Origin of the sequence: Allobosea massiliensis (assembly GCF_042655245.1) — a bacterium.
GTDB lineage: Bacteria > Pseudomonadota > Alphaproteobacteria > Rhizobiales > Beijerinckiaceae > Allobosea > Allobosea massiliensis.
Window position 1 is genome coordinate 148,145 of record NZ_JBHSLU010000004.1, and the last position, 26,811, is coordinate 174,955.

Annotated in this window: 22 protein-coding genes and 1 tRNA gene; 8 read left to right on the forward strand and 15 right to left on the reverse strand. The window is 65.4% G+C overall.

Going from position 1 to position 26,811, the window contains the following annotated elements; all coding sequences use genetic code 11:
- Nucleotides 1-23 precede the first annotated feature (23 nt).
- Both ACFPN9_RS01755 and flhA read right to left on the reverse strand, forming a co-directional pair.
- Nucleotides 24-911: a DMT family transporter gene (locus ACFPN9_RS01755; protein WP_377815069.1), complete on the reverse strand. Its 888-nt coding sequence runs from the start codon at nucleotides 909-911 to the stop codon at nucleotides 24-26.
- A gap of 88 nt (nucleotides 912-999) precedes the next feature.
- Nucleotides 1,000-3,126 carry a flagellar biosynthesis protein FlhA gene (flhA, locus tag ACFPN9_RS01760; protein WP_066734315.1) on the reverse strand — a complete coding sequence of 709 codons (2,127 nt, stop codon included), beginning with the start codon at nucleotides 3,124-3,126 and terminating at the stop codon, nucleotides 1,000-1,002.
- Between the two features lie 242 nt (nucleotides 3,127-3,368).
- Between flhA and ACFPN9_RS01765 the strand changes: the two genes are divergently transcribed.
- The 3 genes from ACFPN9_RS01765 to ACFPN9_RS01775 all read left to right on the forward strand — a co-directional run bounded on the left by ACFPN9_RS01765 (nucleotide 3,369) and on the right by ACFPN9_RS01775 (nucleotide 5,651).
- The gene (locus ACFPN9_RS01765; RefSeq protein WP_066734312.1) at nucleotides 3,369-3,647 is read left to right on the forward strand and encodes a hypothetical protein; all 279 of its coding nucleotides are present in this window, start codon (nucleotides 3,369-3,371) and stop codon (nucleotides 3,645-3,647) included.
- Nucleotides 3,648-3,733: 86 nt separating this feature from the next.
- On the forward strand, nucleotides 3,734-5,185 hold the full coding sequence (locus ACFPN9_RS01770; RefSeq protein ID WP_066734301.1) for an MFS transporter: 1,452 nt from the start codon (nucleotides 3,734-3,736) through the stop codon (nucleotides 5,183-5,185).
- 139 nt (nucleotides 5,186-5,324) lie between these two features.
- Nucleotides 5,325-5,651 carry a hypothetical protein gene (locus ACFPN9_RS01775; protein ID WP_197431925.1) on the forward strand — a complete coding sequence of 109 codons (327 nt, stop codon included), beginning with the start codon at nucleotides 5,325-5,327 and terminating at the stop codon, nucleotides 5,649-5,651.
- Nucleotides 5,652-5,663: 12 nt separating this feature from the next.
- Here ACFPN9_RS01775 and flbD read toward each other — a convergent pair whose 3' ends face one another.
- The 8 genes from flbD to ACFPN9_RS01815 all read right to left on the reverse strand — a co-directional run bounded on the left by flbD (nucleotide 5,664) and on the right by ACFPN9_RS01815 (nucleotide 13,692).
- Nucleotides 5,664-7,028, reverse strand: coding sequence for a sigma-54-dependent transcriptional regulator FlbD (gene flbD, locus ACFPN9_RS01780; protein ID WP_066734294.1), 1,365 nt, complete (start codon nucleotides 7,026-7,028; stop codon nucleotides 5,664-5,666).
- A gap of 44 nt (nucleotides 7,029-7,072) precedes the next feature.
- Complete coding sequence (gene fliN / locus ACFPN9_RS01785) at nucleotides 7,073-7,423, reverse strand: flagellar motor switch protein FliN (RefSeq protein WP_066734291.1); 351 nt, start codon at nucleotides 7,421-7,423, stop codon at nucleotides 7,073-7,075.
- Between the two features lie 9 nt (nucleotides 7,424-7,432).
- The gene (locus ACFPN9_RS01790) at nucleotides 7,433-8,026 is read right to left on the reverse strand and encodes a FliH/SctL family protein (protein ID WP_082735402.1); all 594 of its coding nucleotides are present in this window, start codon (nucleotides 8,024-8,026) and stop codon (nucleotides 7,433-7,435) included.
- A 2-nt stretch (nucleotides 8,027-8,028) separates the two neighbouring features.
- Nucleotides 8,029-9,018: a flagellar motor switch protein FliG gene (gene fliG, locus ACFPN9_RS01795; protein WP_066734332.1), complete on the reverse strand. Its 990-nt coding sequence runs from the start codon at nucleotides 9,016-9,018 to the stop codon at nucleotides 8,029-8,031.
- Nucleotides 9,019-9,110: 92 nt separating this feature from the next.
- A complete protein-coding gene (fliF, locus tag ACFPN9_RS01800; protein WP_082735401.1) occupies nucleotides 9,111-10,784 on the reverse strand; it encodes a flagellar basal-body MS-ring/collar protein FliF in 1,674 nt (557 codons plus the stop codon).
- Between the two features lie 198 nt (nucleotides 10,785-10,982).
- Complete coding sequence (gene sciP, locus ACFPN9_RS01805) at nucleotides 10,983-11,258, reverse strand: CtrA inhibitor SciP (RefSeq protein ID WP_038359348.1); 276 nt, start codon at nucleotides 11,256-11,258, stop codon at nucleotides 10,983-10,985.
- Between the two features lie 105 nt (nucleotides 11,259-11,363).
- Complete coding sequence (locus tag ACFPN9_RS01810) at nucleotides 11,364-12,041, reverse strand: flagellar hook assembly protein FlgD (RefSeq protein WP_066734288.1); 678 nt, start codon at nucleotides 12,039-12,041, stop codon at nucleotides 11,364-11,366.
- 16 nt (nucleotides 12,042-12,057) lie between these two features.
- A complete protein-coding gene (locus ACFPN9_RS01815) occupies nucleotides 12,058-13,692 on the reverse strand; it encodes a flagellar hook-length control protein FliK (protein ID WP_066734286.1) in 1,635 nt (544 codons plus the stop codon).
- Nucleotides 13,693-13,929: 237 nt separating this feature from the next.
- Between ACFPN9_RS01815 and mnmA the strand changes: the two genes are divergently transcribed.
- The 3 genes from mnmA to ACFPN9_RS01830 all read left to right on the forward strand — a co-directional run bounded on the left by mnmA (nucleotide 13,930) and on the right by ACFPN9_RS01830 (nucleotide 15,986).
- Nucleotides 13,930-15,114, forward strand: coding sequence for a tRNA 2-thiouridine(34) synthase MnmA (mnmA, locus tag ACFPN9_RS01820; RefSeq protein WP_066734284.1), 1,185 nt, complete (start codon nucleotides 13,930-13,932; stop codon nucleotides 15,112-15,114).
- Nucleotides 15,115-15,161: 47 nt separating this feature from the next.
- Nucleotides 15,162-15,809 carry a class I SAM-dependent methyltransferase gene (locus ACFPN9_RS01825; RefSeq protein WP_066734283.1) on the forward strand — a complete coding sequence of 216 codons (648 nt, stop codon included), beginning with the start codon at nucleotides 15,162-15,164 and terminating at the stop codon, nucleotides 15,807-15,809.
- 100 nt (nucleotides 15,810-15,909) lie between these two features.
- Nucleotides 15,910-15,986 (forward strand) — tRNA-Met (locus ACFPN9_RS01830).
- Here ACFPN9_RS01830 and ACFPN9_RS01835 read toward each other — a convergent pair.
- The 4 genes from ACFPN9_RS01835 to ACFPN9_RS01850 form a co-directional block, all read right to left on the reverse strand.
- Nucleotides 15,943-17,619: a recombinase family protein gene (locus ACFPN9_RS01835; RefSeq protein WP_377815225.1), complete on the reverse strand. Its 1,677-nt coding sequence runs from the start codon at nucleotides 17,617-17,619 to the stop codon at nucleotides 15,943-15,945. The two genes, ACFPN9_RS01830 and ACFPN9_RS01835, sit on opposite strands and share 44 nt — an antisense overlap.
- Nucleotides 17,620-18,250: 631 nt before the next feature.
- Nucleotides 18,251-18,583 carry a M48 metallopeptidase family protein gene (locus tag ACFPN9_RS01840; protein ID WP_377815078.1) on the reverse strand — a complete coding sequence of 111 codons (333 nt, stop codon included), beginning with the start codon at nucleotides 18,581-18,583 and terminating at the stop codon, nucleotides 18,251-18,253.
- Complete coding sequence (locus tag ACFPN9_RS01845) at nucleotides 18,570-21,521, reverse strand: type I restriction endonuclease subunit R (protein WP_377815080.1); 2,952 nt, start codon at nucleotides 21,519-21,521, stop codon at nucleotides 18,570-18,572. Before ACFPN9_RS01845 ends, ACFPN9_RS01840 begins: the two co-directional genes overlap by 14 nt.
- Nucleotides 21,518-24,157 carry an N-6 DNA methylase gene (locus tag ACFPN9_RS01850; RefSeq protein ID WP_377815082.1) on the reverse strand — a complete coding sequence of 880 codons (2,640 nt, stop codon included), beginning with the start codon at nucleotides 24,155-24,157 and terminating at the stop codon, nucleotides 21,518-21,520. Before ACFPN9_RS01850 ends, ACFPN9_RS01845 begins: the two co-directional genes overlap by 4 nt.
- 36 nt (nucleotides 24,158-24,193) lie before the next feature.
- Between ACFPN9_RS01850 and ACFPN9_RS01855 the strand changes: the two genes are divergently transcribed.
- Both ACFPN9_RS01855 and ACFPN9_RS01860 read left to right on the forward strand, forming a co-directional pair.
- Nucleotides 24,194-24,985, forward strand: coding sequence for a HipA family kinase (locus ACFPN9_RS01855; protein WP_377815084.1), 792 nt, complete (start codon nucleotides 24,194-24,196; stop codon nucleotides 24,983-24,985).
- Nucleotides 24,982-25,842, forward strand: a complete 861-nt coding sequence (locus ACFPN9_RS01860) for a DUF3037 domain-containing protein (protein ID WP_377815086.1) — start codon at nucleotides 24,982-24,984, stop codon at nucleotides 25,840-25,842. The genes ACFPN9_RS01855 and ACFPN9_RS01860 overlap by 4 nt, the downstream gene beginning before the upstream one ends.
- Here ACFPN9_RS01860 and ACFPN9_RS01865 read toward each other — a convergent pair.
- Nucleotides 25,839-26,666, reverse strand: a complete 828-nt coding sequence (locus tag ACFPN9_RS01865) for a hypothetical protein (protein WP_377815088.1) — start codon at nucleotides 26,664-26,666, stop codon at nucleotides 25,839-25,841. The two genes, ACFPN9_RS01860 and ACFPN9_RS01865, sit on opposite strands and share 4 nt — an antisense overlap.
- Nucleotides 26,667-26,811: the final 145 nt, after the last annotated feature.

The following is a 26,811-nucleotide window of genomic DNA, read 5'->3' on the forward strand; positions in this document are numbered from 1 at the left end:
CATCCGATGCGCGACAATGCCCGTCAGCGTCGGAGTGCGATCGCGGCGGCCGCGAACATCAGCGCCGCGCCGATCGCCTCGCTGCGGCCGAAGGGCTCGTCGAGCAGCAACACGCCGGCGATCACCGCGATCACCGGGCTGACGAAGGCGTAGAGCCCGGCTCCGAAGGCGCCCCAGTCGCGCAGCAACCGGATGAAGATGGTGAAGCCGATCAGCGAGCCAGCCCCGACCAGGAAGGCGAGCGCCGGCGCCACGGGCCAGGCCAGCAAACCCGCGAGTTCGGCGGTGCCGACCGGCTCCAGCACCAGCGTCACGACGATCAGCCCGGCCGCGCCGATCGCCGTCTGCCAGCTCGCCAGCGTCAGCGTCAGCGTCGGCATCGTCCCCACAATCGGCCGGCTCAGCACCGCGCCGATGCAGTAGCACAGCGTTCCGAAGGCGACCGAGGCCAGCCCCCAGGCCTCCAGCGCGTCACCCGAGCCCACTCCGCCGGAGAGGCGCTGCCCGAAGAGGAAGCCGAGCCCCGCCGTCCCGAGCGCGATCGCCAGCAGCCGCCGCCCAGTGATCGCCTCGCCTTCGATCAGCCGCACCGCGATCAGCGTCCAGATCGGGATCGTCGCCATGTTGACGATGGCCGAGAGGCCGGAGGGGGCATGGGCCGCGCCCCAGAACAGGAAGGCGTAATTGGCGGTGTTGACCAGCAGCGCCGTGCCGATCAGCCGCGGCCAGGCGGCGGGCGGAACCCGGCCCGCATCCCGCCCGGCCCAGAGCAGCAGCAGCCCTCCGGCGATGACGAAGCGGGCCGCGGCGAGCAGCAAAGGCGAGGTGTGCGCGGAGGCGATCCTGACCGGCAGGAAGGTCAGCCCCCAGACGAGGCAGAGCAGGGCGAAGAGGGCGGCGTTGCGCGACATGCCCAGCCGTCTTAGGCGAGGCCCGCCGGCCCCACCATTGCACCGCCGGCATCGGCGCCCCGTGGAAACCGGCGGCGCCGGTGCCTGCTCAGACGGTGCCGACTGTCTTCAGCCGCACGCGCGGATGGATCTCGGCCTGCGAGAGCACCGGCGTCTCGCGCCGGAAGCGCTCGATGATCTGGCGCACGAAGGGCCGCGCCATGCCGGAGGTGACGAGCGCCGGCATCTCGCCCATGCGCGCCGCATCCTCGAACTTGTCGCGCACCTGATGGACGAACTCCTGCAGCCGCGAGGGCTGCATGGCGAGATGGCGATCCTCGCCCTGGCCGATGATGGACTCGGCGAAAACGCTCTCCCAGGCCGGCGAGAGCGTGATGATCGGCAGCAGGCCCTGCCCGTTCGAGAACTGCGCGCAGATCTGGCGCGAGAGCCGCATGCGGACATGCTCGGCGATGTCGCGCGGGTTCTTGAGCCCGCCCGCAGCCTCAGCGATGCCCTCCACGATGGTGGCGAGGTCCCGGATCGAGATGCGTTCGGAGAGCAGGAGCTGCAGCACGCGCTGAATGCCGGTGGTCGAGATCTGGCTCGGCACGATCTCCTTGATGAGATCGGCATGGTCCTTGGGCAGCTCGCGCAGCAGCTTCTGCACCTCGCCATGCGAGAGCAGCTCCGGCATGTGCGACTTCAGCACCTCGGTGAGATGCGTCGAGATCACCGTCGCGGCGTCGACCACCGTGTAGCCGCGCAGCTGCGCCTCGTCCTGCAGCGCACCGTCGATCCAGGTCGCCGGCAGGCCGAAGGTCGGCTCCAGCACGTTGTGGCCGGGCAGGTTCACGCTGCCGCCCATCGGGTCCATCGCCATGTACTGGCCGGCATAGACGATGCCGTGCCCGGCATCGATCTCCTTGATCTTGATGAAGTAGTGGTTCGCCTCGAGCTGGACGTTGTCGACGATGCGCACGGCCGGCATGACGAAGCCGAGTTCGGCGGCAAGCTGGCGGCGCAGCGCCCGGACCTGGTCGGTCAGCCGGTCCTGCCCGCCGGCCGAATTGACCAGCGGCAGCAGCCCGTAGCCGATCTCGATCTTCAGCTCGTCGAGCTTGAGCAGGTCGTTGAGCGTCTCCTCCTTCGGCGTTCCGTCCGCCTGCAGCGGCGAGGCCGCCTGGGCCGCATCGGCGTCCTCCGCCTCCTTGGCCTTGGCGATCTGCCCGAAATGGCGGGCTAGCCAGGCGGCGGCCAGCGCCAGCACCAGGAAAGGCAGCATCGGGATGCCGGGGAGGATCGCGATCAGCGCCATCACCGCCGCCGACATGCCGAGCGCCTTCGGATAGCCGGAGAGCTGCTTGCCGAGCGCCTTGTCGGCCGCGCCGCGCACGCCGGATTTCGACACGAGCAGGCCCGCGGCGGTCGAGACGATGAGCGCCGGGATCTGGCTGACGAGGCCGTCGCCGACGGTCAGCTGCGTATAGGCGCGGGCGGCGTCGCCGAAGCCCATGCCCTGCTGCGCGACGCCGATGATGATGCCGCCCAGAACGTTGATGAAGGTGATCAGCAGGCCGGCGATGGCGTCGCCGCGCACGAATTTCGAGGCACCGTCCATCGAGCCGAAGAAGTTGGCCTCGTCCTCGAGCGCCTTGCGACGGGTCTTGGCGACCTCCTGGTCGATCAGCCCCGCCGAGAGATCGGCGTCGATCGCCATCTGCTTGCCGGGCATCGCGTCGAGCGCGAAACGGGCCGCGACCTCGGCGATGCGCCCCGAGCCCTTCGTGATAACGACGAAGTTCACGATGATCAGGATGGTGAAGACGATCACCCCGATCACGAAATTGCCGCCCATCACGAAATTGCCAAAGGCCTCGATGACGTGGCCGGCCGCCGCGCTGCCCTCATGCCCATGGGCGAGGATCAGACGCGTCGAGGCGAGATTCAGGGCCAGCCGGAGCATGGTGACGATCAGCAGCACCGTCGGGAAAGCCGAGAACTCCAGCGGTTCCTCGATGAACAGCGCCGTCATCAGCACGAGCACCGACAGGATGATCGAGAGCGCCAGCAGCATGTCGAGCAGTAGGCTCGGCAACGGGAAGATGAGCACCACGAGGATGCCCATGACGCCGATCGCCAGGAACAGGTCCGGGCGGTTGAGGAGCTTCCCCATCCCCCCGCGGCTCATCTCGAAGCCACCGCCTGCCGCTGCTGCCGTGGTCACATCCGTCATCGACCAGCCTGCTCCCCGCGCCGAACTGCGCACGCACCCGGCAATTCTTGCCGGGCATAGGGTGAACGAGTGGTTAAGAAGACCGGATTAGTTCCTTCCGGAACCCTTTCCTGAACAGACCGTTATCGAATGGCCGCGCTGCGGCCCCATTCCGCCCGCCCACTGGAACCGGGGTGGATGACCGGGCTTTTTCGAAAAGCCACAGCTACTGGAGAACGACCTTGGATAGACGTTCATTCGTGTTGAGCCTGTTCGGCGGCATTGCCGCGGCCAGCGTCGGCGGTATTGCCCTCGCACAGGCTGCTGAGGGTGAGATGCCGGTCAAGGCCGGTGATCTGGATGCCGCGACCAAGGCGGCCCTGGACAAGACCGACGCCGATTTCAGCCAGGTCGTCGTGCGCGAGCGCGTCGTGCGCCGTCCGCGTCGGCCGGTCGTGGTGCGTGAGCGCGTGATCGTGCGTCGCCGTCCGCGCCGCTATCGCAGGCCGGTGGTCGTCCGCCGCCGCGTCATTGTGCGCTGAGCGATATTCTCGGGGGCGGCGGCTTGGGCCGCCGCCCTTTTGCGTGAGGCAGCGTTTTCAGACCGCGGAGCCGGAGGTCCCTTGGCATGGCAGAGCCCGTCGCGACTCCGGCGCCAGCACCCGGCGTGGTCGCCACCGCGATCCCCGCCCGCCTCGACCGCCTGCCCTGGTCGCCCTTTCATACGCTCGTCGTCGTCGCCCTCGGCGTGACCTGGATTCTCGACGGGCTGGAAGTCACTCTCGCGGGCTCGGTCTCCGGGGCGCTGAAGGACAGCCCCGTCCTGCGCTTCAGCAATACCGAGGTCGGAATGGCGGGAGCCGCCTATCTCGCCGGAGCCGTCATCGGCGCGCTCTTCTTCGGCTGGCTGACCGACAGGCTCGGTCGCAAGAAGCTCTTCACCGTCACCCTGCTGGTCTATCTCGCCGCGACCGCAGCCACCGCCTTCTCCTGGAACTTCTGGAGCTTCATCGTCTTCCGCTTCTTCACCGGCATGGGCATCGGCGGCGAATACACGGCCATCAACTCGACCATTCAGGAACTCGTCCCCGCACGCGTCCGCGGTTGGGTCGACCTTGTCATCAATGGGTCCTTCTGGGTCGGCGCGGCCCTGGGCGCCGTGGGCGCGATCATTCTCCTCGACCCCGCCGTGATCGATCCCGAGCTCGGCTGGCGGCTTGCCTTTTTCATCGGCTCGGCGCTGGGGCTGATCATCCTCGTGCTGCGGCAGTGGATCCCCGAAAGCCCGCGCTGGCTCATCGGCCATGGCCGGACGCAGGAGGCCGAAGCCATCGTCGCGGCGATCGAGGCTCGCGCCGGCATCCGCCATGATCCGCAGGAATCGCTCCCGCTGACCCATTTGCGGCCCCGCGCGGTGACGCCGCTGCGCGAGGTCTTTCACGTGCTCTTCGTCGTCCATCGCCCGCGCGCACTGGTCGGGCTGGCGCTGATGGTCGCGCAGGCCTTCTTCTACAATGCCATCTTCTTCACCTATGCGCTGATCCTGACCGACTTCTACCAGGTTCCCTCGCAGTCGATCGGCTGGTTCATCCTGCCCTTCGCGGCCGGCAATTTCCTCGGGCCTTTGATCCTCGGGCGGCTCTTCGACACGGTCGGACGTCGCACGATGATCGCCGTGACCTACGCCCTTTCGGGCCTGCTCCTCACCGGCACCGGCTATCTCTTCTGGCGCGATCTTCTGACAGCGCAGCAGCTCACCCTATGCTGGAGCGTCGTGTTCTTCTTCGCTTCCGCAGCCGCGAGTTCGGCCTATCTGACCGTCAGCGAGACGTTCCCGGTCGAGATGCGGGCGCTCGCGATCGCCGCTTTCTACGCGGTGGGCACCGGTGTGGGCGGCGTCGCCGGCCCCTGGCTGTTTGGCTTTCTGATCGATACCGGCTCCCGCGGCAGCGTCTTCGGCGGTTATCTGTTCGGGGCCGTGCTCATGCTGGCGGTGGCTGCGATCGCGGCCCGCTTCGCCATTCGGGCTGAGCGGCAGCCGCTTGAGAGCATCGCCCGCCCCTTGAACGCGGCCGACTAAGCGGACCGCGCCATCGGAGCCCCGACACCGAAACCGATACCGAACGGAACAATGCATCATTCGAATGCATTATTCCGGACCGCCGACTTGGCCCTAGGATGCCGGGGACGATGTGGCGACAGACACTGCGGAGGATCTCGTGGACAGACGTTCGTTCATCATGTCTCTGATCGGCGGCATGGCCGTCGCGAGCCTGGGCGGCCTCGCTGCGGCCGAGGCGACCCAGCCGGCAACACGGCCCGAGGCGAAACCGGAGCCGGCCCCTGCGAACGACGCGGAGGCCGTCACGGCGGAAGTCAAGGATGGCCTGGACAAGGCCGAGGCCGACTATAGCCAGTATTACTATTACCGCCGCCGGCCGCGCTATTACGCCCGGCCGCGCTACTATTACCGCCCGCGGCCGCGCTATTATTACCGCCCGCGCTATTACGCCCGCCCCCGCTATTACCGGCGCCGCTACTGGTAAGGCCCGATCGGGTCAGAGCGCGCTGACGCGCGCCTGACCCGGCTCTGCTACGGCGATACCGGCTGAGCTGTACTCGCTCAGCTTGTTGCGCAGGGTGCGGATTGAGATTCCCAGGATCTTGGCCGCATGGGTGCGATTCCCGAGGCAGTGGTCGAGCGTGTCGAGGATCAGCTCGCGCTCGACATCGGCGACGGTGTGGCCGACCAGCGACCGTGTCATGGCCTCCGCCGTCTGCGCGGCGCGGGCGGCCGGGTCGCGGCCTGCAGCTGGGCCTAGTGTTTCGCCCTCGGGCGTCATCACCGCTTCCGGCCCGATCTCGGCGCCGCGCGCCAGCAGCACGGCGCGGTGGATCGTGTTCTCCAGTTCGCGGACATTGCCGCGCCAGGCATTCGAGAGCAGCAGCTTGCGCGCCTCGGGCGCGATCGGGCGCAACGGCATGCCGTTCAACTCGGCATATTTCCGAGCGAAATGATCCGCCAGGGCGAGAATATCGCCAGGGCGCTCGCGGAGCGCCGGCAGCCGCAGATGCACCACGTTGAGGCGGTAGAACAGGTCTTCGCGGAAGGAGCCTTCGCGTACCGCATCGCCGAGATTGCGGTTGGACGTGGCGATGATGCGCAGATCGACCTTGACCGGCGTCGTTCCCCCGACGCGGTCGATCATCCGCTCCTGCAGCGCCCGCAGGAGCTTGGCCTGCAGGCGGACATCCATCTCCGAGATTTCATCGAGCAGCAGCGTCCCGCCATTGGCCTCCTCGAATTTGCCGATGCGCCGCGCGATGGCGCCGGTGAAGGCGCCCTTTTCATGCCCGAACAGCTCGGACTCCAGCAGATTGTCGGGGATGGCCGCGCAGTTGACCGCGACGAAGGGCTTGTCCTTGCGCAGCGACTTCTGATGCAGGTGCCGGGCGATCACCTCCTTGCCGGTGCCGCTCTCGCCCGTCACCAGCACGGGCGCGTCCGAACGCGCGATCTGGCCCGCGAGCTGGACCACCCGCTCCATCGCCGGGTCTTTCCAGATCAGGCTCGACTGGTCGGCGGCGACGGCCTCCAGCACGGCCGCGATCAGCTCGGGATCGGGCGGCAGGGGAACGTATTCGCGCGCCCCGGCCTGGATCGCCGCGACAGCCGCCCGTGCGTCGGTCGAGGTGCCGCAGGCGACGATCGGCGTGCGGATGCGCTCCGCTTCCAGCGAGGCGACGAATTGCGCCACCGGCAGCGCAACCTCGACCATGAGCAGGTCCGCGCCCTTGGACCGCAGCACGGCGAGCGTCTGCTCCAGCCCCTCGGTGTGCGTGACATTGGCGCCATGCGCGATCGCGATCTTGGCGGCGGCGATGAGCTGTCCCTTGAGACCGCCGGCGATGATGAGACGCATGGCTGAAGCCCTCCTGCGTGACTGCGTGACGGGTCGACCGGGCCTTACCGGTCGGCCTTGATGATTTCGGTCATGGTGACGCCGAGCCGGTCCTCCACCACGACGACCTCCCCGCGTGCCACCAGACGCTCGTTGACGAAGATGTCGATCGCCTCGCCGACGCGGCGGTCGAGTTCCAGCACGGCGCCCGGCACGATCTGCAGCAGATCGCCGACGGCGATCTTCGAGGAGCCGAGCACGGCCGAGACGTTGACCGGCACGTCGAAGACCTGTTCGAGATCCTCCGCCGTCTTGACCGGCACCGGCCCCGACCGCGCGACCGAGCTGTCGTTGTGGTCGAAGGAGAGATCCGCCGGGTTGAGAGGCGGCAGCTTGAGATCGTTGTCCGTGCTCATCGCTCGTCCTTACTCCGCAGGGGGCCGGAAGCCGGGAAACGCCGTCGCCACGGCCTGATCCACCAATTGTCCGAGCCGCTCCCTTTCGATCACGAAGCCGCCCTCGGCCCATTCGATGCGCCCGTCCCCGGGCGCGATGTCGGGCTCGCCCAGCACCACGAGGCGCCCGGCGAAGCCGGTTTCCTGGGCGAGGCGCCGGACCAGGGCCTCGGCCGTTTCCACAGCGCCTTCATTCACCCGCATCACCAGATGCGGCGCCTGCCGCGCATGGGCGAGGCACTCGCGCAGCGCGTTCTCCAGCGCCGCCAGCGGCCGCTCGCCCAGGGCGGCCCCCGCAAGGGCCCGCGCCGCGACGACGGCGACATAGGCCGCCCGCGCTTCGACCTCGGCCGCATGGGTGGCTTCCTGCGCGACGAGCCGCTCGGCGGCCCGGGCCAGTTGGGCGACCAGCCCGTTGAGCTGCCCCTCGGCCTCACGCCGCCCCTGCTCGACCCCCGCCGCGAAACCCTCGGCTCGTGCAGCCGCGATGTCGGCCTCGCCGGCCGCCCTGCGGCCGCCTTCGCGGAAATCCGTCCCGAAGGTGAATTTCGTGGCGCTGCTCATCGTCAATAGACCAGCTCGTCTTCGGCATTGCCCTTGGACAGAATGATCTCGCCCTTGTCGGCGAGGTCCTTGGTCAGCGCGACGAGCTTCTGCTGCGCCTCGTCGACCTCCTTGAGCCGCAGCGGCCCGAGACTCTGGATGTCGTCCTGCATGTTCTTGACGGCGCGTTGCGACATCGCGCTGAAGAAGAAGTCGCGCATCCCCTCGCTGGCGCCCTTGAGGGCGCGGGTCAGCGTATCCTTGTCGACCTGGCGCATCAGCGTCTGCAGCCCGGCCGGATCGAGCTTGCCGAGATCCTCGAAGGTGAACATCAGCGCCCGGATGCGCGCGGCCGAATCCTGGTTGGAGGCGTCGAGCGCGGACAGGAAGCGCATCTCCGTCTGCCGGTCGAAGCCGTTGAAGATCTCGGCCATCATCTCGTGGGGATCGCGCCGCCGCGTCTGCGTCAGGGTCGCGACGAATTCGGTACGCAGCGTGTTCTCGATATGGTCGAGCGCTTCCTTCTGCACCGATTCCAGCCGCAGCATCCGCCCGACGACCTCGATCGAGAGATCGTTCGGCAGGTTGCGCAGCACGTTGGCGGCATGGTCGGGCCGGATCTTGGAGAGGATCACCGCGATCGTCTGCGGATATTCGTTCTTGAGGAAGTTGGCGAGCACAACGGCGTCGATATTGCCGAGCTTCTGCCACATGTTGCGGCCGGCGGGACCGCGGATTTCCTCCATGATCATGGCGACCTGATCGGTCGGCAGGATCTTCTCGAGCAGCGAGATCGTGCGGTCGAAAGAGCCGGTGACGGCGCCGGCGCTGGAAAGCTTGCCGACGAAGTCCAGCATCAGCCGCTCGACATCGTCGGCATCGACCGTGCCGAGTTCTGCCATGGCGCGGGTGATGATGCGGATTTCCTCGTCGTCGAATTCCGACCAGATCTTCCGGCCGTGCTCTTCGCCGAGCACGAGCAGGATCACCGCGGCCCGCTGCGGGCCGGTCATCTCGTCGATATTGGTGACGCCGATGCCACCGCCTTCGATGGAGCCGTCGCGGTTGGCGAGGGAACGTGCTTCGGCCATGGCTCAGTGCCCCGTCATGCCGCGGCTTTTTCGTGGATCCAGGTCCGCAGCACCGCGACGCTGTCCGCCGGGTTCTGGGAGACCATCTGACCGATTTTTTCCACGGACTGCGCCTTGAGCTGCCCCTTGAACTGGGCGACGGCGAGCATGCGCTCCGAGGGCAGCTCCACGTTGAGCGGATCGCCGTCGGCTCCCGGCAGCGCGCGCGAGGCGGCCGGATCGCCGTTCGTTTCGGCGGGAATCATCGCGACGCCATTGCGGATGATCATGGGCCCGCCCCGCATGGCGGCGCCGGGATCGGGCGCGAGGATCTGCTTGAGCAGCGGCCGCACCACCACCATCAGCACGATCAGCGTGAGCAGGGCGATCACGCCGATCTCGGCGAAGCGGATGACGTCCTCCTTCGTGACCGAAAGCAGCTGCTGCATGAGGCTCTGCTCGACCAGATCGGTCGCGGTCGGCGGCGCCTCGGCGAAGCGCAGATTGACGACCTCGAGCTTGTCGCCGCGAGACTCGTCGAAGCCGGCCGCCGTCCTCACGAGCTGGCCGATGCGCTCCAGATCCTCGTTGCTGCGCGGCTGATACGTCACCTCGCCATTGGCGCCGCGCGTATAGGTGCCGTCGACCAGCACCGCCACCGAGAGCCGCTTGACCCGCCCGCCCTCCAGCACCTCGGTGCGGGTCGTGCGGGAGATCTCGTAATTGACGACCTCCTCGTTCTTCTGGGAGTTGTCGCGCGGGGCGTTGCCGCCCTGCCCGGGCTGGGCGCCGGGCAGCTCGTTACCGACGGTGACGGCGCCGCCGCCCTCGGAGGTCGTCGACGCCTCGGTCCGGTTCTGGCTGGAGCGAACGACGCGGCTCTCGGGATCGAAGGTCTCGGAGCGGCTCTCGATGCGGTTGACGTCGAGCGCCGCCGAAACCTGCACGCGGGCCCGGCCGTGACCGACGATGCTGGCGACGATGTCCTCAATCTGCAGTTTGAGGCGGCGCTCGATGCCGACCTGCCGCTCCTCGATGCCGAGCCCGGCCACGCCGTTCTCCGACTGGGCACCGTCGGCGAGCAGCCGGCCACGCTCGTCGACGATCGAGACCCGCTCGGGCTTCAGCCCGTCGACCGCCGAGGAGACGAGATGGCGGATAGCCCGGACCTGAGCCGCGTCGAGATCGCCTCCCAGCTTGAGCGCGATCGAGGCCCGCGGGGGCTCGCGGTCGCGCTCGAACAGCCGCTTTTCAGGGATCACGAGGTGCACGCGCGCGGCCTGGACGCGGCTGATCGAGCGGATCGTGCGCGACAGCTCGCCTTCGAGCGCGCGCATGTGGTTGATGTTCTGGACGAAGCTGGTCGAGGAAAAGGCGTCGCCCTTGTCGAAGATCTCGTAGCCGACGCCGCCGCCCGCCGGGATGCCCTTGCTGGCGAGGTCGAGCCGCAGCCGCGGCACGACCGTCTTGTCGACCAGGATGGTCTGGCCATCGCCGCGCAGCTCATATTTCACGCCGCGCGTGTCGAGGTCCTTGAGGATGGCGCTGACATCGGAGGAATTCAGGTCGGAAAACAGGACGCCCATGGCGGGCTGGGACATCCGCATCATCACGAAGGCGAAGAAGCCGACGAGCGCGAGCGTGACCGCCAGCATCGCCGCCAGGCGCGGCGCTCCAAAACGCGAGAACTGTTCGACGATGCCGCTCACGCCGCTATCCGTTTCACAAAGCCGTCCCGCCCGCTCCTGGTCGCGGGTTACTAGGCAAGTTTTTCCCGGTGCGTGGTTAGCGTCTGGTTAATTTTTGCCGGGCGGCCGTTAAGATTGTCCCGGACAGGGCCGCCGGAACGAAAAAGGCGCCGGTCCGGGGACCGACGCCTTGGGGCATCCGGCAGCGGTCAGCTGCGATCATTGGCGGTAGTGCTGGATCCGGGTGGTGCGCAGCCCCGCGAGGCCGTGCTGGTCGATCGACATCTGCCAGCTGAGGAATTCGTCCACTGTCAGCGTGTAGCGCTGGCAGGCTTCTTCGAGGCTCAGGAGGCCGCCGCGCACCGCGGCGACGACCTCGGCCTTGCGCCGGATCACCCAGCGGCGGGTATTCATCGGCGGAAGGTCGGCGATCGTCAGCGGACTTCCGTCCGGTCCGATCACGTATTTCACCCGCGGTCGCAAAGGCTCGGTCATGGTACACTCACACAACTCAACAGAGCTACTTGTGCCGAGCATAGGGCTACCGCTTTAAGATTTGCCTAAGGCGAAACCCACGGCTTTCGCCATCGCTGATTCGCTTCACTGCGTCCGCACCACGCTCTTGACCTTGTCGATCGGGACACTGATCGCGCCGATCTTCAGCGTCGGGATCGAGCCGGTGAAGTCGACGCCGTCGACCACGCCACTGATCTTCGTCGTCGCCGTCATGGTCGCGCCGGCCGTGTCCTTGGCATCGATCGTGATCGTGTATTCCCCGTCCGCCGCTGTTTGCGCCGTCGAGGTCGTGCCGTCCCAGGTGTATTTCTGGTCACCGGCGACGAGCGTCTTGGTCTGCGTCTGCACGACGCTGCCCTTCGAATCCTTGATCGTGATCGTCGCGACGCCGCCGCGCGGCACGTTGACCTGCCATTCGGCCTTGCCCTTCTCGAGACGCGTCGTGGCGCCGTCGGAGGTGATGGTCGCACCGATGAAACCGACGGCGCTCGTCGCCGTGCCGGCCGAATTGAGGCTGAGCAGCGAACTCAGCGTCTCATTGGTCTTGAGCTGCTGCTCGACGCCCGCGAACTGCACCAGCTGCTGCGTGAACTGGTTGGTGTCGAGCGGGTCGAGCGGTGACTGGTTCTTGAGCTGGGTCGTCAGCAAGGTCAGAAACTGGTCGAAATTCTGCGCGATCGCGGCGCCGCCCGAGACGGTGCTGGAACTGCTGGTGCTGCTCGAGGTGCTCGAGGTCGAGCTCGAGGTGTTGGAGACGGTCATGACGCTCCTCCCTGGTTCAGACGCTCACGTCCACGCCGCCCAGGCGCACGAAGCGGCCCTGGGGCGCGGAAAGCGCGGTGATGGCGATGTCGTCGCCGGCTTCGGCGCCGGAGGCGGAGCCACGCCGGCGCTGCGGGGTATCGTCCTGCTGCCGCGGCTGGCGGAAACCGGATTGGTCGGATGGATCGCGGAGCGAGATATCGACGCCACCATCGGAGGGCTTGAGCCCCGCCTGTTCGAAGGCGCGCTCCAGCGTCCGCGCATCGCGCTGCAGCAGATGCAATGTCTCGACGCGGTCCACCACCATCCTGGCGCTGACCTCGCCCTTGTCCGAGATCGACAAGGTGACGTCGACTCGCCCCAGCTCGCCGGGATCGAGCCGGATGTCGAACTGCCGCGCACCTGAGAGCGCTTTGAGGCCGATCTCGATAGGGAGCACGTGCAGCGGCGTCGGCGGGCCGCTGGCGGCCGCATGGCCCGGCTGCGCGGGCGTCTGGGCCAGGATCGGATCCGGCATCGCCAGCATGCGCAGCGGATCGGGCCGGGCCGCGCCTTGCGCCGTCATCGCGGACAGGTCGATCGCACCGAGCGCCTGGTCGAGCCGCTCCAGCGGCTTGAACTCGGCCGTCGCGGCTGTGGGCAGAGCGGCAGGGGCTTCCGCCTTGGGCGTAACCTCGGGGGTCCCAGGCAGGCCGGTCGGAACGGTCTCCGCCTTGCCGGCCGGCGCCGCATCGGGCGTCAGGGCCAAGGCGGCGGTGAAGCGGTCTGCGGCAGGCCGCGCGGCCGGCGCTCCTGCAACCTCGGGACCGGCAGCCTGCCCGGCCACGGGCTGCTGCGGATCGCCGGCGACGGTCGAAGCTGTGCCGGGGGCAATGGCCGCTACCGCCTGCGCCGTGGCAGCGCCGCCGCCCTTGCCGGCCAGTGGATCGCCATCAGGAGCAGGCGTTGACGCCGAAGATGCCGGCATCGCAGCCGGTGTGGCCGGAGCGGGAACGAGCAGCGGCTGCACCGGCGCCGCGGGAGCCGTCTCGGCCATCATGATGTCGGGCAGCGCGGCGGGGACAGTCCCTTCGCCCTCGCTCGTCTCGACCGGCTTCGCAGCTTCGGTCGTCTCGGTGGTCGCACCGTCCGTCTCGACCGCCTGAGGCGAAGGATGAGAGCCGGAGGCCACGACCGCGGCCGCCAATGCGGCGGTTGTTTGAGCGGGCGTCTCGTCCTGGGCGGCCTGCGCGATCGTGACGAGCGCCGCGACGTCGAGATCGGGCTTCGTGGCCGAGGCGGGCTTCGGCGCCGTGGCCGGCGCGGCGGCGGGTTTCTGTGGCTCGGTCTGCCCGCCCTTCGCCGCCTTGTCGGCAGTGGCTTCGCTGGAGGCGTCCGCCTGGCCGGTCTCCTCCGCCTTGGCGGATTTCGCCTCGTCGCTTTGCGCCTTGCGCTCCTCGCTGGCGCGGACGGGCTCCCGCCCGTCCCGGACCGGCGCATCCGCCTCCGCGCTCGCCTCACGGCGCTCCCGGGGGGCAGCCGGCGCCTCGCGAACCGGTTCGTCCTGCGGCAGCACGAAGCTCTCGCGTTCGTTCGGCTCGCGCTCGACAGCGCGGCGGCGCGGGGCGGCCTCGGCGGGCGCAGAGGCAATCGTCAGTGGCTGAATCGACATTCGGTTCGTCCGCAACACGGGGCGAAAGGCCCCGCAACCCTCCAGCAAGCCGCGAGCCACAGCCGATCCTAGCAATTACAATGAGTTAGCGCAGAACCGCAGCCGCTTCGACGGCAAGAACCGCCGGATGTCTCGCGCTGGCCGGCAGCTTTTGCCCATCGCGGCTGGCCGCGCCGCGCCAAAGCCGGTATAGAGCCGCCTCCATCTCCCTTTGACTGACGGACCGCCCCGCTTTCCATGACCGCGCCCCGCAACTCCCTCGACATCGCCAAGCCGCCCGCGGCCACGCGCGTCGTCGCGGCGATGTCGGGCGGCGTCGATTCCTCGGTCGTGGCCGCCCTGCTCAAGCGCGAGGGCTATGACGTCGTCGGCGTGACGCTGCAGCTCTACGACCATGGCGCCGCCGTCCACCGCGCCGGGGCCTGCTGCGCCGGGCAGGACATCCATGACGCGCGCCGCGTCGCCGAGCAGATCGGCATCCCCCATTACGTCCTCGATTACGAGAACCGCTTCCGCGACGCCGTGATCGAGCGCTTCGCCGAGAGCTATCTCGCCGGCGAGACGCCGATCCCCTGCGTCGAGTGCAACCGCACGGTGAAGTTCCAGGACCTGCTCGGGCTCGCCCGGGAACTCGGGGCCGACGCGCTGGCGACCGGCCATTACGTCGTCGGACGCGAACTGGCCGATGGCCGTCGCGGCCTGTTCCGCGCCGCCGACGCCAACCGCGACCAGAGCTATTTCCTCTACGCCACGACGCAGGAGCAGCTCGACCTGCTGCGCTTCCCGCTCGGCAGCATCGACAAGGCGCAGACCCGCGCGCTCGCCGCCGAACTCGGCCTCGGCATCGCCGACAAGCCCGACAGCCAGGACATCTGCTTCGTCCCCAATGGCCGCTATGCCGACGTCATCGAGCGGCTGAAGCCGGGCGCGGCGCGGCCGGGCGAGATCGTCCATCTCGACGGCCGGGTGCTCGGCCGCCATGAGGGCGTGCTGCGCTTCACCGTCGGCCAGCGCAAGGGCCTGGGCCTGAGCACGCCCGAGCCGCTCTATGTCCTGCGGCTCGACGCCGACGAGGCCCGCGTTATCGTCGGCCCGCGCGAGGCGCTCAATGTCCGTGAGGTTCGTCTGCGCGATCTCAACTGGCTCGGCGAGACTCCGCTCGACTCCTTACCCGCAGACGGCCTCGACGTCGCTGTGCGCGTGCGCTCGACGCGCCCCCCGCGCGAGGCGCGGCTGCTGCGCGACGAGGCCGGGCTGAAGGTCGAGCTCGCCACCGACGAGGAGGGCGTCTCACCCGGCCAGGCCTGCGTGATCTATGCCGATGCCGGTCCCGGTGCCCGCGTGCTCGGCGGCGGCACGATCATCCGCCCCGCCCTGCGGATGCCGCAGCCGCGGCCCGTCGCCGACCTCGCCTTGTCCTGACGCCGGCCTCCGGCTCCTCCTCCTCGATCCTGATTACGAGCCGCTCCATGCCGGTGCCAGACCATCTCGAAAGCCAGAAGCGCGTCTATGCCGTCTGGGCGCGCATCTATGACCGGATCTACCAGAACCTGCTGGCCGGCCCGCAGCGCGAGGCCGTGGCCGCCGCCTGCGCCTGCGGGCCCGACATCCTCGAGATCGGCGTCGGCACAGGCCTGACCCTGCCCTATTTCACCGCCGGATCGCGCGTCGTCGGCGCCGATCTCTCGCTCGACATGCTGAAAGTGGCCAACCGCAAGGTCGCCAGCCAGGGCCTTTCGCATGTCCGCGGGCTGATGGTGATGGACGCCTGCCGGCTCGGCTTCGCCGACGAGGCCTTCGACGCCGTCACCGCGCAATTCGTCATCACCCTGGTGCCCGACCCCGAGCAGGCCCTGACCGAGATGGACCGCGTGCTGAAGCCCGGCGGCGAGATCGTGATCTCGAGCCGCCTCGTCGACGATGGCGGGCCTTTCGCGGCGCTCTGGTCGGCGCTCGCGCCGCTCGCCCGCGCCGTCGGCTGGAGCTCGGATTTCAAGGTCAGCCGCCTGACCGGCTGGGCCGCGCGCACCGGGCGCTACGAGACCACCCATGTCGGCTCCGGCTATTTCAAGGTGGTGCGGCTGCGCAAGCTCGCCTCCGCGACCGGAAGGGCCTGACCGGCCGGGAACCGGCGAGCCGAGGCTTGACGAGCCCCGGTCCGCCCCCCTATATCGCGGCCTCCGGCGAACGGCAGCCTCATGGCGGGCCGGTCATTGGGGCGGGGTAGCTCAGCTGGTTAGAGCAGCGGAATCATAATCCGCGTGTCGGGGGTTCAAGTCCCTCTCCCGCTACCATTCGACCCCCCACAGCCTTGCTGGTGGGGAAATGGTCGCCTCCGATCAATTTTGTCAGATGTCCTGTGACCTCGATCTCCGGCATAATCCCGGCAGGTGCCTTGTACACCGTGACCGTGCTGATCAAATCGCGAAGCGCCTTCTTCGACTCAGCTCCATAGGCCTCACTCTCGCGCACGGTCGTAGCCAGATTCTCGATCGAGGCGAGGTAACGAGACACTGTTGCCGGATGAAGCGAGACGCTGTTGGGCGGTTCGTCGCATAGGGCAAGTTCGGCACGTAGGGCTTCGCATTCGGCTTTCCGCGGAGGCAAATCGCGCTTGACCTGGTCTTCTTCGATGAGCCCCATGACGAAGGCCTTGTAGATACGATCCTGTTCGCGCTCGGCCTGCTGGAGACGCTTCTCGATCCGGGAGCGTCGATGTACGCTATCAGCCGCGAGAGCCCGCCTCTCCTCGTTGTAGACGCGCACATAAAGCGCGATGCCGTCGCGATCGACCATCCGGTCGCGCAGTCCGCCCACCACGGCAGCCTCGATGACGTCGAGTGTGTAGGACCGGGAATTATCGCAGCTCCCCGCCTCGGTCGCCTTCGTGCAGCGAATGCGTGTGCGTCCTCGGTGATGATCCTTCACCGACATGCCGGCGCCGCAGGAACCGCACCTTAGCAACCCGGATAGAAGGTGCCGCGGCGTCGATCGGTCGCGTGGAGCCATCGCAGCTCGCCCTCCGCGCTTGGCGAGCGCTGCAGCGAACATTTCATTCTGCACGATCGCCAATGCCGGGACGGCTTGTTCCTGCCACTCCGCCTCGGGATTGACCCGCGAGATGCGGTTTCCGGTCTCGGGATCCTTGACCATCCGTACGCGATTCCACACGAGGCGGCCCACGTACAGCGGATTGAGAAGAATACCGTGGCCTCGCTTTCGATTACCGTTGATCGTGACCGCAGCCCAGTAGTCCCCCCGGGGTGGAGGTACACCTTCGGCGTTGAGTTCACCAGCTATGGCTCGTGGCGATTTGCCAGCGACATAGTCGGCAAAGATGCGTCGAACGATAGCGGCCTCGGAGTCGACGATCGTCAGTTTGCCAGGAGCTCCGGGAACGGGCTTGTAGCCGTACGCTCGACCACCGGCGTTTCGACCTTGCCGGATGACGCCGGCCATTCCGCGTCTCGTTTTTTGCGCCAGTCCCTTGAGGAAAACGGCAGACTGGGTTCCCTTGAAGCCGATATGCATTTCGTCGAGTTCGCCATCAGCGGCGGTGACGAGCTTCACTCCGAAGAAGTTCATCCGCTCATAGAGCCGCGCGATGTCGGCGAGGTTCCGCGACAGGCGATCGATGTCCTCCGCCAGGATGACATCGATCTCACCAGCAGCCGCCAAGCCGATCATGCGCTGATAGTCGGGTCTGTTGTGAATCGACGACCCCGAGACAGCATAGTCCGCAAAGGTCGCGGTCACCCGCCATCCCAGCTTTTCGGCGTACCCTCGACATAGCGCGTTCTGGTCTTCTACCGATCGATCGTTCTGGAGATCGGACGAAAATCTGGCGTAGATCGCCGTGCGCATCTGTTTTCCTTTTGGGTAACGTTGTCTTGACCGGCCGAAGTCGAATGATCGCGACGGGCGCATTCTCGTGCAAGCGCCTCAATGAGACGGGCGATCCCTGGATCGAGAGCGGGTTGCCGCTCACTGATCAACGTGCCCGCGGGATGCGACGTGCGAACTGCGGGACCTGCCGCCACCGCCTCAAGAAGCCCGCTATCTGAAACAGGTTTCCTAGCCATGGTCGCACCGACCACGACCTATGACGACACCGCCAGCACGTCGCCGCGAGCAGATATACAGATAGAGGTACCGGCGGGAACTCAACATAGAGCAGACTCACGGACATCCGCTCTCGTTTCCAAGAGCAGCATCCGCGCCATCCACTCGGACGTACCCGGGCACGGCACGTAATTGCCCGGCGTAGTGTAAGCAGCGAAGTTCCCACGCCCCTACACGGATACGATCAAGTCGACCCCAGTCCGAACACAATCCCTGGGAGGGTCGAGCGTTCGCCCGACCTACAGAACTTTAAGACGACCAGAACCTGCGACGGTCGCCCAGTTAGCCGCTGGGTTTCGGTGGTTTGATGCTCACGACCCACTGTGTCGAGTGGTGACAGAAATCATCGCCCCACAGCTCCGAACCATACGGGCAGGACAATTAGAACATAGCAGCAACACAGAGGAGACGCAAGCAGGAGAAGGCTTCGATGTCCTTACCGCGCATGCCCTGGCGCCAAGCCCACGGACTGTCTGCGAATATCTTGCAAGCGCCAATCAGGAACGTGGAGGCTCATCATCGCCTTGAAGACACGCCCGTGATTGGGGATTTTGAGGTGGAGGAGTTCATGGGCGATGACAAAGTCCTGGAAGCTTTCATCCTGAGCCGCCAGGTCCGACGCCAACGTCACGATGCCGCCGGTCGAACATGAACCCCATTTTTGGGTCATTCTCTGGACGCGAACGATCCTCGGCGACACCTTCAAGCGCAGAGCCCAGGCGCGCACACGCTGGCGCAGCACGGCGTTGCCATCGTCAAGCATCGCCATCCGGATCGCCGCCCAAGAGAATAGCCAAAACGGCGTCCACGACACGGACGCGGCTTTCGCCGTCAAGCCCTAGAAGCGGGCGATAGAGCGCGGCGCGAAGGCGCCGCTGCTCGTCGACGTTCACACGGGCGTTCGGGAAGCGCGCGGATTGCGTCTCACTTTCCTGAGCAATCTCCATTGCAGATATTCCGGCGTTCTGAAGGGCAGCATCGGCCTTGAGTGCCCAATAGACGCCGAAGGCGCGCGGGGTGAGCCCACTGTCCTTGGCAGCCTTGATAGCCTCATCCCTTTCGCGCGCTATAGCGGCCAGGAGATCCATCGCCGCCAGCCCGGTGGCATTACGGCTCTCAAGGTCCTTCAGGATCCGCTCGGCACGGTCCTTCAACGTCTGCAGAATGGGGGCGGCGTCAGCGTCCTCGTCAGCTTCTCTCTGAAGGCCCTTGACGAGGTTGAAGACCTTGCCCTCATCAGGGCCCGGCTCGCTGCGGAGAGCCTCTAGAGTCTTCAGGTCAAAGGTCACCGTCTTCGTCAATCGGCCGAGACCGTCCTGCGTAGCATTTTCCTCAACCAGTCGGAGCGTCTTGTAGGCCAAGTCGGCGACGTAGCCGACTCGGTCGGCATAGGCGTTGCACACGGCCGCGTAGAGATGTGCAAGGCGCTTGAAGGTACCGATGTGATCGCGGAGCTCGGGCGATGGTGAGAGGATCTCCCAGAGGCCTTCAAGCTCCTTGTAGGCCTCGAAGAAGGCCTTGCGCGGTTCCGGGTCCAGGAAGCGGCCGTAGATGACTTGCTCCAGGCGTTCGTCCGGAGAGCCCTCGCCGGGCACGTCAAGGTACTCAGCCTTGGACTTGCCGATTTTGTCGAGAAGCTGCGCCAGCATGAGATCGAGGTCTTCGATCACGCCGCTAACGTCGGAATCGTCGAATTTGAGTGCCTTCTTCAATTCGCGCAGGACGCCGACGAAGTCGACAACGAGGCCGATCCGCTTCTGTACGCCATTGGCGTCGACGTAAGGCCGATTCACGCGGGCGATCGCCTGCAGCAGGACGTGATCGCGCATCGGCTTGTCCAGATACATGCAGAAGAGCACCGGAGCGTCGTAGCCGGTCAGAAGCTTGTCCGTGACGATCAGAATTTTGGGATCCTCGGCAGGCTTCTTGAAGAGCACGCGGACGTCCGCCTCCTTTTCTGGAGAGAGCTGGACCTCGGCGACCAACGGCTTATCGACGATGTCGGCCGCGCTTTCGGTATAGATCGCCTCGGACCATTCCGGAGGCAGGAGCTTGTCGAGGGCCCGCTTGTATTTGGCGCAGGCCTCGCGATTCACGCCCACGAGGAACGCCTTGTAGCCAAGCGGAAGCACCTTCTCCTGGAAGTGCTGGGCGACGTAGGCGGCGACCTTCTCGACACGGTCATCCGCCGTCAGAAACGTCCGCAGACCAACGGCGCGGTCGAGAACCTTGTTTAGCTCATCGACGTCACTGATGCCCTCGGCTGCCGCGAGCTCGAGGAATTCCTTGTTGAGCAGCTCCACGGGGGCTGCCATATCACTGGGCGCCATCGTGTGGCGTATGGGGAGCGTCGTCTCATCGTCGATCGACTCGCGGATCGAGTATTTATCGAGATATCCCTTCTCGTCATCGACGCCGAAGATCTTGAAGGTGCCCTCGCCTTGTGCCGTCTTGGCGATGGGCGTGCCTGTGAAGCCGATCAGCGTCGCGTTGGGCACCGCGGCCATCATGTAGGTGCCGAGGTCCTTCGCGACCGAGCGGTGGGCCTCGTCGATGAAGACGTAGATGTTGTCGCGGGTGTTGGCGTCTCGATCGATCCCCTCGAATTTGTGGATCATCGAGATGATCAGGCCACGCCGATCGGCGCGGAGGAGATCGCGAACCTCGTCCTTGGATTGAGCACGCCGGATCGGGATGTCCTGGCTCTGCATCTCGCCCAGAAGCTTCTCGACCCAGCCCTTGAGCTGACCTTCCAGTTCCGTTCGGTCGACCACGAGGATGACGGTGGCGTTGTTGAAGCGGGCCTTGTCCTGGAGGATCAACCGCGCGGCCGTCAGAAGGGTGAAGGTCTTGCCAGAACCCTGTGTATGCCAGATCAGGGCGCGCTTTTTGATCCTGTCCGCGCATCGCGCGACGATCTTGTCGATGGCGCCGCGCTGGTGCTGACGCAGGATGGACTTCCGCGTCTCGCCGTCCTCGACGTAGAACAGTATCCAGTGCTGGAGGGTGCGTAGGAAGTCCGTCGGCTCGAAGAAGGCCTGAACAGCGAACTTGTAGGTTTCCTCGCGCTCCTGTTTCCACCGGGCCATGAAGCGGCGATTGGCGTTCCAGGTGACGCCGTACCAGTAGTCGATCAGGTGCGTGACGTTGAAGAGCTGGGGGGGGCCGATGAGCTCAGGCGTCTCTTTTTCGTAGCGCTTGAGCTGGGTGACGCCGCGATCGATGGCGCCGCCATCCTTGGGATTTTTGTGTTCAACGATGCAGACGGGCAGACCATTGATGACGAACATCACGTCCGCCCGATTGCCCTTCCGCGCCGGCGGCTTCAGCTTCCATTCCCATGTCACGTGAAAGACGTTGTGGCCGAGACTATCGAAGTCGATCAGCGTCACGGGCCGATGGCGCTGCTCGGTCTCGTCATACCACTGGCGCTCACCTCGCAGCCACGAGAGCATGTCGCGGTTGCCTTCGATCGTCGGGGCGATCGCCTGGAGCTTCTCGACGACCTGCCGGATAATGTCTGTGTCCATCCACGGATTGAAGCGCGAGAGGGCGGCCTCGACCTCGTCACGAAGCAGCATGGTGTCGTCCCCGCCGCGTTTCCGCCTAGCCTCCTCTGGCGAGATTGGCTTCCAGCCGACGCTGGCCGCGTGGGCGACCATCGGGAACTGGACGGTGACCGCCTCTCCTATCGCGAAGCCGCTCATGCCGCGATCTCGGCAGAAGGCGGAGCGAGAACCGAAAGGTCGAGTTCAGCTACTCGAATTGCGCCCGTCAAGAGCTTGTTCAAAATAGTCCTAGAAAGACTATCAAGCACTGCATTCTGGCATCGGCGCGCATCAATTTTACCGTTCACCAAGTCCAGCACCGCAACGATTTCACGCTGCTCGTCGAGAGTGGGAGGAAGAGGAATTGGAAGGCTATCTATTGTTCCGGTGTTTAGGTTATATTTGCCGTCAGCAGCGGGAGTTGCTCTCCCACCAATAACCGCCGTACCCCGCTCTGAAGCAAAAAAATACGCAGCGTAGTATGGGTCAATTATAGTTGATTTCAGGCGTGCGCGGATAAGATATGAGGCAAAGAGAGCTCCCTCTGGCTGTCCAGCATAGACCGCGCACGCACCAAGGCGTTCGATCACACCATTTGTTCTGATGAAAATGAGATCGCCATTCTCAAGTCGATATCGGTCGGCCTCTTCAGGTCGCAAATTGCCATACTTGATGTCCGTTGAATCAACTCGGCCCGGCAGGACATTAGGAATTCGCAGGACGGGATATTCGGTAGGCACATAGCTGCAAGGCGTCGAAGTCCCGTATTGTAGCCACTCGCGAACCGATCGGAATTCCAAAAGATTCCAGCTCTCAGGTATAGATCCGATCTCGGTTTCCTTTAACGGCGCGCCCCTCAGCCCATGAGCGAACACCCTCTCGCTACCCTTTGCAAAAGGCGCAAGAACCTTCAGAAGCTTCTCGGTAATCTGAACCTCGCGCGCGGCCAGGCCTTCTAATTCAGCCAGCAGGTCGGACACTGACGCCAGCGGATCGTTATCCGAATTGCCAACCCATCTGCTCGGACTGAGATTGTAATCCGCCTCCTCTGCTTGTTCGCGGGTTATAATCGCGACTTCACCCTCTACCTGTTTGCCAGCTGAATACGACGCTGCCAAAGCGCGAACTGAAGCACTTGGTATAAAGTTCTTGGGTCGGCCCTTTTCGACGTGGCGGCTCGCATTGACGAGGACAATCCGGTTTTTGCGTGCCGGCGGTTTGCGCTTGTTCAGCACGAGGATCACGCCTGCAGCCATGGTGTTATAGAATAGGTTGTCCGGCAGCAGGATCACGCCGTCGATTAGGTCGTTATCGACGAACCATTTCCTGATGTTCCGTTCCTTGTCCTCGTTCCTCGAACCCGAACCGCGAGTGACGGCGCCGGTGTCCAACACCACCGCTGCCCGGCCACGCTCGCCGAGGCAGGCGAGCGTATGCTGCAGCCAGGCCCAGTCGCCCTTGCCGGTCGTGATGCCACCCTGCGGGCGGAATCGATCGAGCGGATCCTCGGAAAAGAGATCCGGGTTGAAGGGCTGGTTCCACATCGGATTGGCGACGACGACGTCATAGGTCCGCAGCTTGCTATCGGACGTCTTGAACTTCGGGTTGATCATGGAGTCGCCGCGCGCCATCTCGACGGTCATGTCGTGGATGATGGCGTTCATGTGGGCGACTGCGTAGCTCTCGGCCGTCAGCTCCTGCCCATAGAGCTTGAGGGGCACGCGGCTCGTCGGATCGAGTTCCCGCGCGACGATCTGCAGCTTTACGAGCAGCCCTGCCGAGCCGCAGGCGTAATCGTGGCACTCTTCGCCGGGCCTCGGACGCATGATGTGCGCCATGAGGAGACCGACCTCGGTAGGCGTGAAGAATTCGCCCGCGCTTTGTCCAGAGCCCTCGGCAAACTTGCGCAGGAGGTATTCGTATGCCCGTCCCAGGAAGTCCGGCTGCACGTCCGCCAGGCCGAGGCGGTACCGAGGATCGGAGAAGATCTCGATGACGTCGCTGAGCTTGGCCGAGGCGATATCGCGCTCGCCATTTCGCTCGGCTGCGAAGTCCACGACGTCGATGACGCCGACCAGCGAGGGGTTCTGGCGCGCCACTGCGCGGACGGCCATGGTCAGGTGCTGGCCTGTGTCCCTGGGACGGGTGGTGCGCCCTAGTGAGTCATCCGGCCAGTCATAGGATGAGCGACCACTGATAACGGCCCAGCGGGCCTCCGGCGGGAGATAGAAGCGCAGCAGAGCGTGATCGCCCTCGGCGATCTGCAACGCAGTCGCGCGGTCTCCGTATTCCTCGGCAAGCCGGTCGATCTCGTCGTCGAAGACATCGGAGAGGCGCTTCAGGAACAGGAGAGGCAGAAGGTAGTCCTTGAACTTCGCAGCATCCTTCTCGCCACGGATCGAGCAAGCCGCATCCCACAGCATCTGCTCCATCGTTTTTGTGGATGGCGCTGACGATGCCCCTTTTTCGCGACGACGGCGCGTGACCTGCGCTGCCGCCGTTCCCGTTTCCGCGCTAGGCTCGCCCGAATCAATGCCGGCCTCTTTTGCAAGTGCCGCGATTGTCTCGCGGGCCGCCTTCTGGGGCATGTTTGATCCACCTTCCCACCGATTCACGGTGGCGAAAGAAACACCCAGCCGCGACGCTAGCTCCTCCTGCGTCAGATCGAGCTTTGCGCGGATGGCGCGGAGGGTTGCGGCGACAGCTTGTGCGTTTGTCATGTTTGTTATATTTGTTATATGATGATTTTTGTCAACGTCATTTGAGTGCCGCAAACAGGATCGGGTGGTTGTCATGAAGGAAGATCCGACCCGGACCCCGGAGCGGCAGCCGTGCTCACGCGCCTGACGCCGGTCGAGTTCAACAAGCCAACCGGGTCGGGCCGGACGAGGCCTGCGATCGTCACGTGTGAAACGCCAGAAGGCGACATCGTCGAAGTCGTGGCCAAGTTCTCAGCCGGATGCGATCTGGGCGTCACCAGCTTGGCGCGAGAGGTGGTCGCCGCGTGCCTCGCCGCAGATCTCGAACTGCCCGTGCCGCAGCCCTTCCTCCTTGAAATTTCGCCGGCCTGGGCCGACATCATCTCTGAACCTGGATATCGGGAACTCGTCACCCGCAGCTCGCCTGTGGCCTTCGGCTCCAAATATCTCGGCAATCAGTATGCCGCCTGGTCGAGCGGGGCCCGGCTTCTGGACGGAACGGTGCCCGTCGCGGCCGCTGCTTTTGTCTTTGACGGTATCATTCAGAACCCCGATCGTCGGCGCGAAAACCCGAATTGCTTGGTTCGCGGCGACGAAATTAGGATCATCGACCACGAATTGGCCTTCGGCCACCGGCAGATCCTTTTCTGGAAACCGCCCTGGCAGCTCGGCGGTCTTAAGGTGATGGAAACGCCGGGGTTTCATATTTTCCGAGACGCACTGCACAACCGCATTATCGATTTCGAGCAGATCAGGGCTGCATGGCGATCCTTGTCTGATGAAAGGCTCCGTGCCTATGGTGCGGCCGTGCCGCAAGAATGGTCTGACGCTGGGGCGGAGATCGAAAGCGCGCTGGCTCTGATACGAGACGCGCGAGACAACATCGACGGCTGCATCGCGGAGGCGAGACGGGTTCTGGAATGACGGAAAAGCGGACCTACACATATGCGGTCTTGCGCTATGTGCACGACGTGATGACGGCCGAGTTCGTCAACGTCGGCGTGGTCATATACGTGCCGTCGACGGGATCGGTACTTTCGCGTGTCCGGAACTCGATGGGTCCTCGCCTGCGAGGCGTTTTCCCCGATCTCGATCGCGATGCCTTTACGCGTGCCATGAGGGCCACAGAGCGCAGCCTCGCGACGCTGACCAAGGAGACGAGGACGGAAGGACTCTTTCCGTCCGATGCAGACGCGGTCGGCATGGTCGCTCGCGCCCTGCCGAAAGATGATAGCTCCATCCAGTGGTCATCTCCGGCCGGCTCGGGCTTGACGAACGACCCCGAAAAGACCCTTGCGCGTCTCTACGACCGCTTTGTGTCGCGTTACGACGTTCGATCCCTCCGCCGCCGCTCGGATGATGATGTCTGGCGTCCAGTGCGCCTGAAGCTGGAAGAGCAGAACCTGTCTGTCCAGCTTCAGGAAAAGACCATAGTCGGCACTGTCGACGAGATCGTCTTCAAGCACGCTTGGAAGAACAGCGTCTGGCACGTCTATGAGGCCCTCTCCTTCGATCTCGCTGATGCCGACGGAATCAAGACGAAGGCGCGTGAGTGGGCAGGTCATTTGCTGTCCGCGAGCGACGGCGCGACCGAGGTTTTCAAGCCCCATTTCATCGTCTGCGGACCGTCGCGCATCGAGTTGTCGAGTGCCTATAAGTCCGCGCTGGCCATTCTGAAGAAGGCACCGGGGACACCGGAGATTTTCGAAGAGGATCAGGTCGATGACCTCGTCGCTCAAATCGAGGACGAGGTCCGCGCTCATGAGGCGCACGCCAGCTAGCTGGCCTGACGGTCCGCTCTCGGAGACGCTGGCAGCCGTGCACCGGCTACGGTCGAGACATGGTTCATGATGATGGTCTCGATGATCCTGACGAGCCGCTGAGACTGCTTGGCCGGCTTGAACAGGAAGATTTCCCGGGCTCGGGACATGCGGTCACCGCCGCCCATGTTATACGTGCTGTACCGCGCGAAGCGAGAGGGCGAGAGCCCGAACCGCGCGCAGTGCGCACGCCCTGTCCGCGACGCCACCCACCGCCCGAGCTCCGCGTTCGAAAGCGCCTGGCGCAGGACTCGCTCGAAGGTATCGAAGTCGAGATCGTCCGGGAGGATCACTTCGATACCGCGCGGCAGTATCCTCAGGGGGCTGCCAGGGGACAGGATCACGTCTGCCCCCACCATCGACAGACCCCACCGGCTGAAGTGCGGGTCCTCGACGGTGTCGGTGCCGACCCTGTAGGTCGAGCCATACCGGTCGGTGCCGAGGGCGTCGAGACGGCGCTGGAGCCCGGGCGACTCGTCCTGCGTCGTCGAAATCTTCCAGGCACCGATATGGAGGAGTTGAGCGACGGAGCTCAGGAGGCCGCGACACCCGGCGATGTAGACGGTGGTGCGCTCGCCGGGGACGAAGCGACTGGTGAAGAGGGGTTCGGCGAAGCGCGGGTCGGGGTTCAGATCGAGGCGAGGCCCCCCGATCTCGGGCCATGCGGTAGGCACCCACAGCCTGACGGCCGCAGGGGAATGGATATCCTTCAGCCGTCGAGGCACGGCGTTGGAGCGAGGCGCGATGGAAGTGGCAGGCGATAGCGCCGGGAGAATCTTAGTCATTGGTATCGGTCTCTGATCTGGTGGTCGTATGGGTTCCAGAGGGGTGTCTTCGTATTCCCTCATCTCTGGGCGGTCGGCCGTGGGGACGTGGATCCGCGTGGGCTGGGCGGTGTCGTCGGTCTGAAAGGCGCGCCGCGCGAGCGCG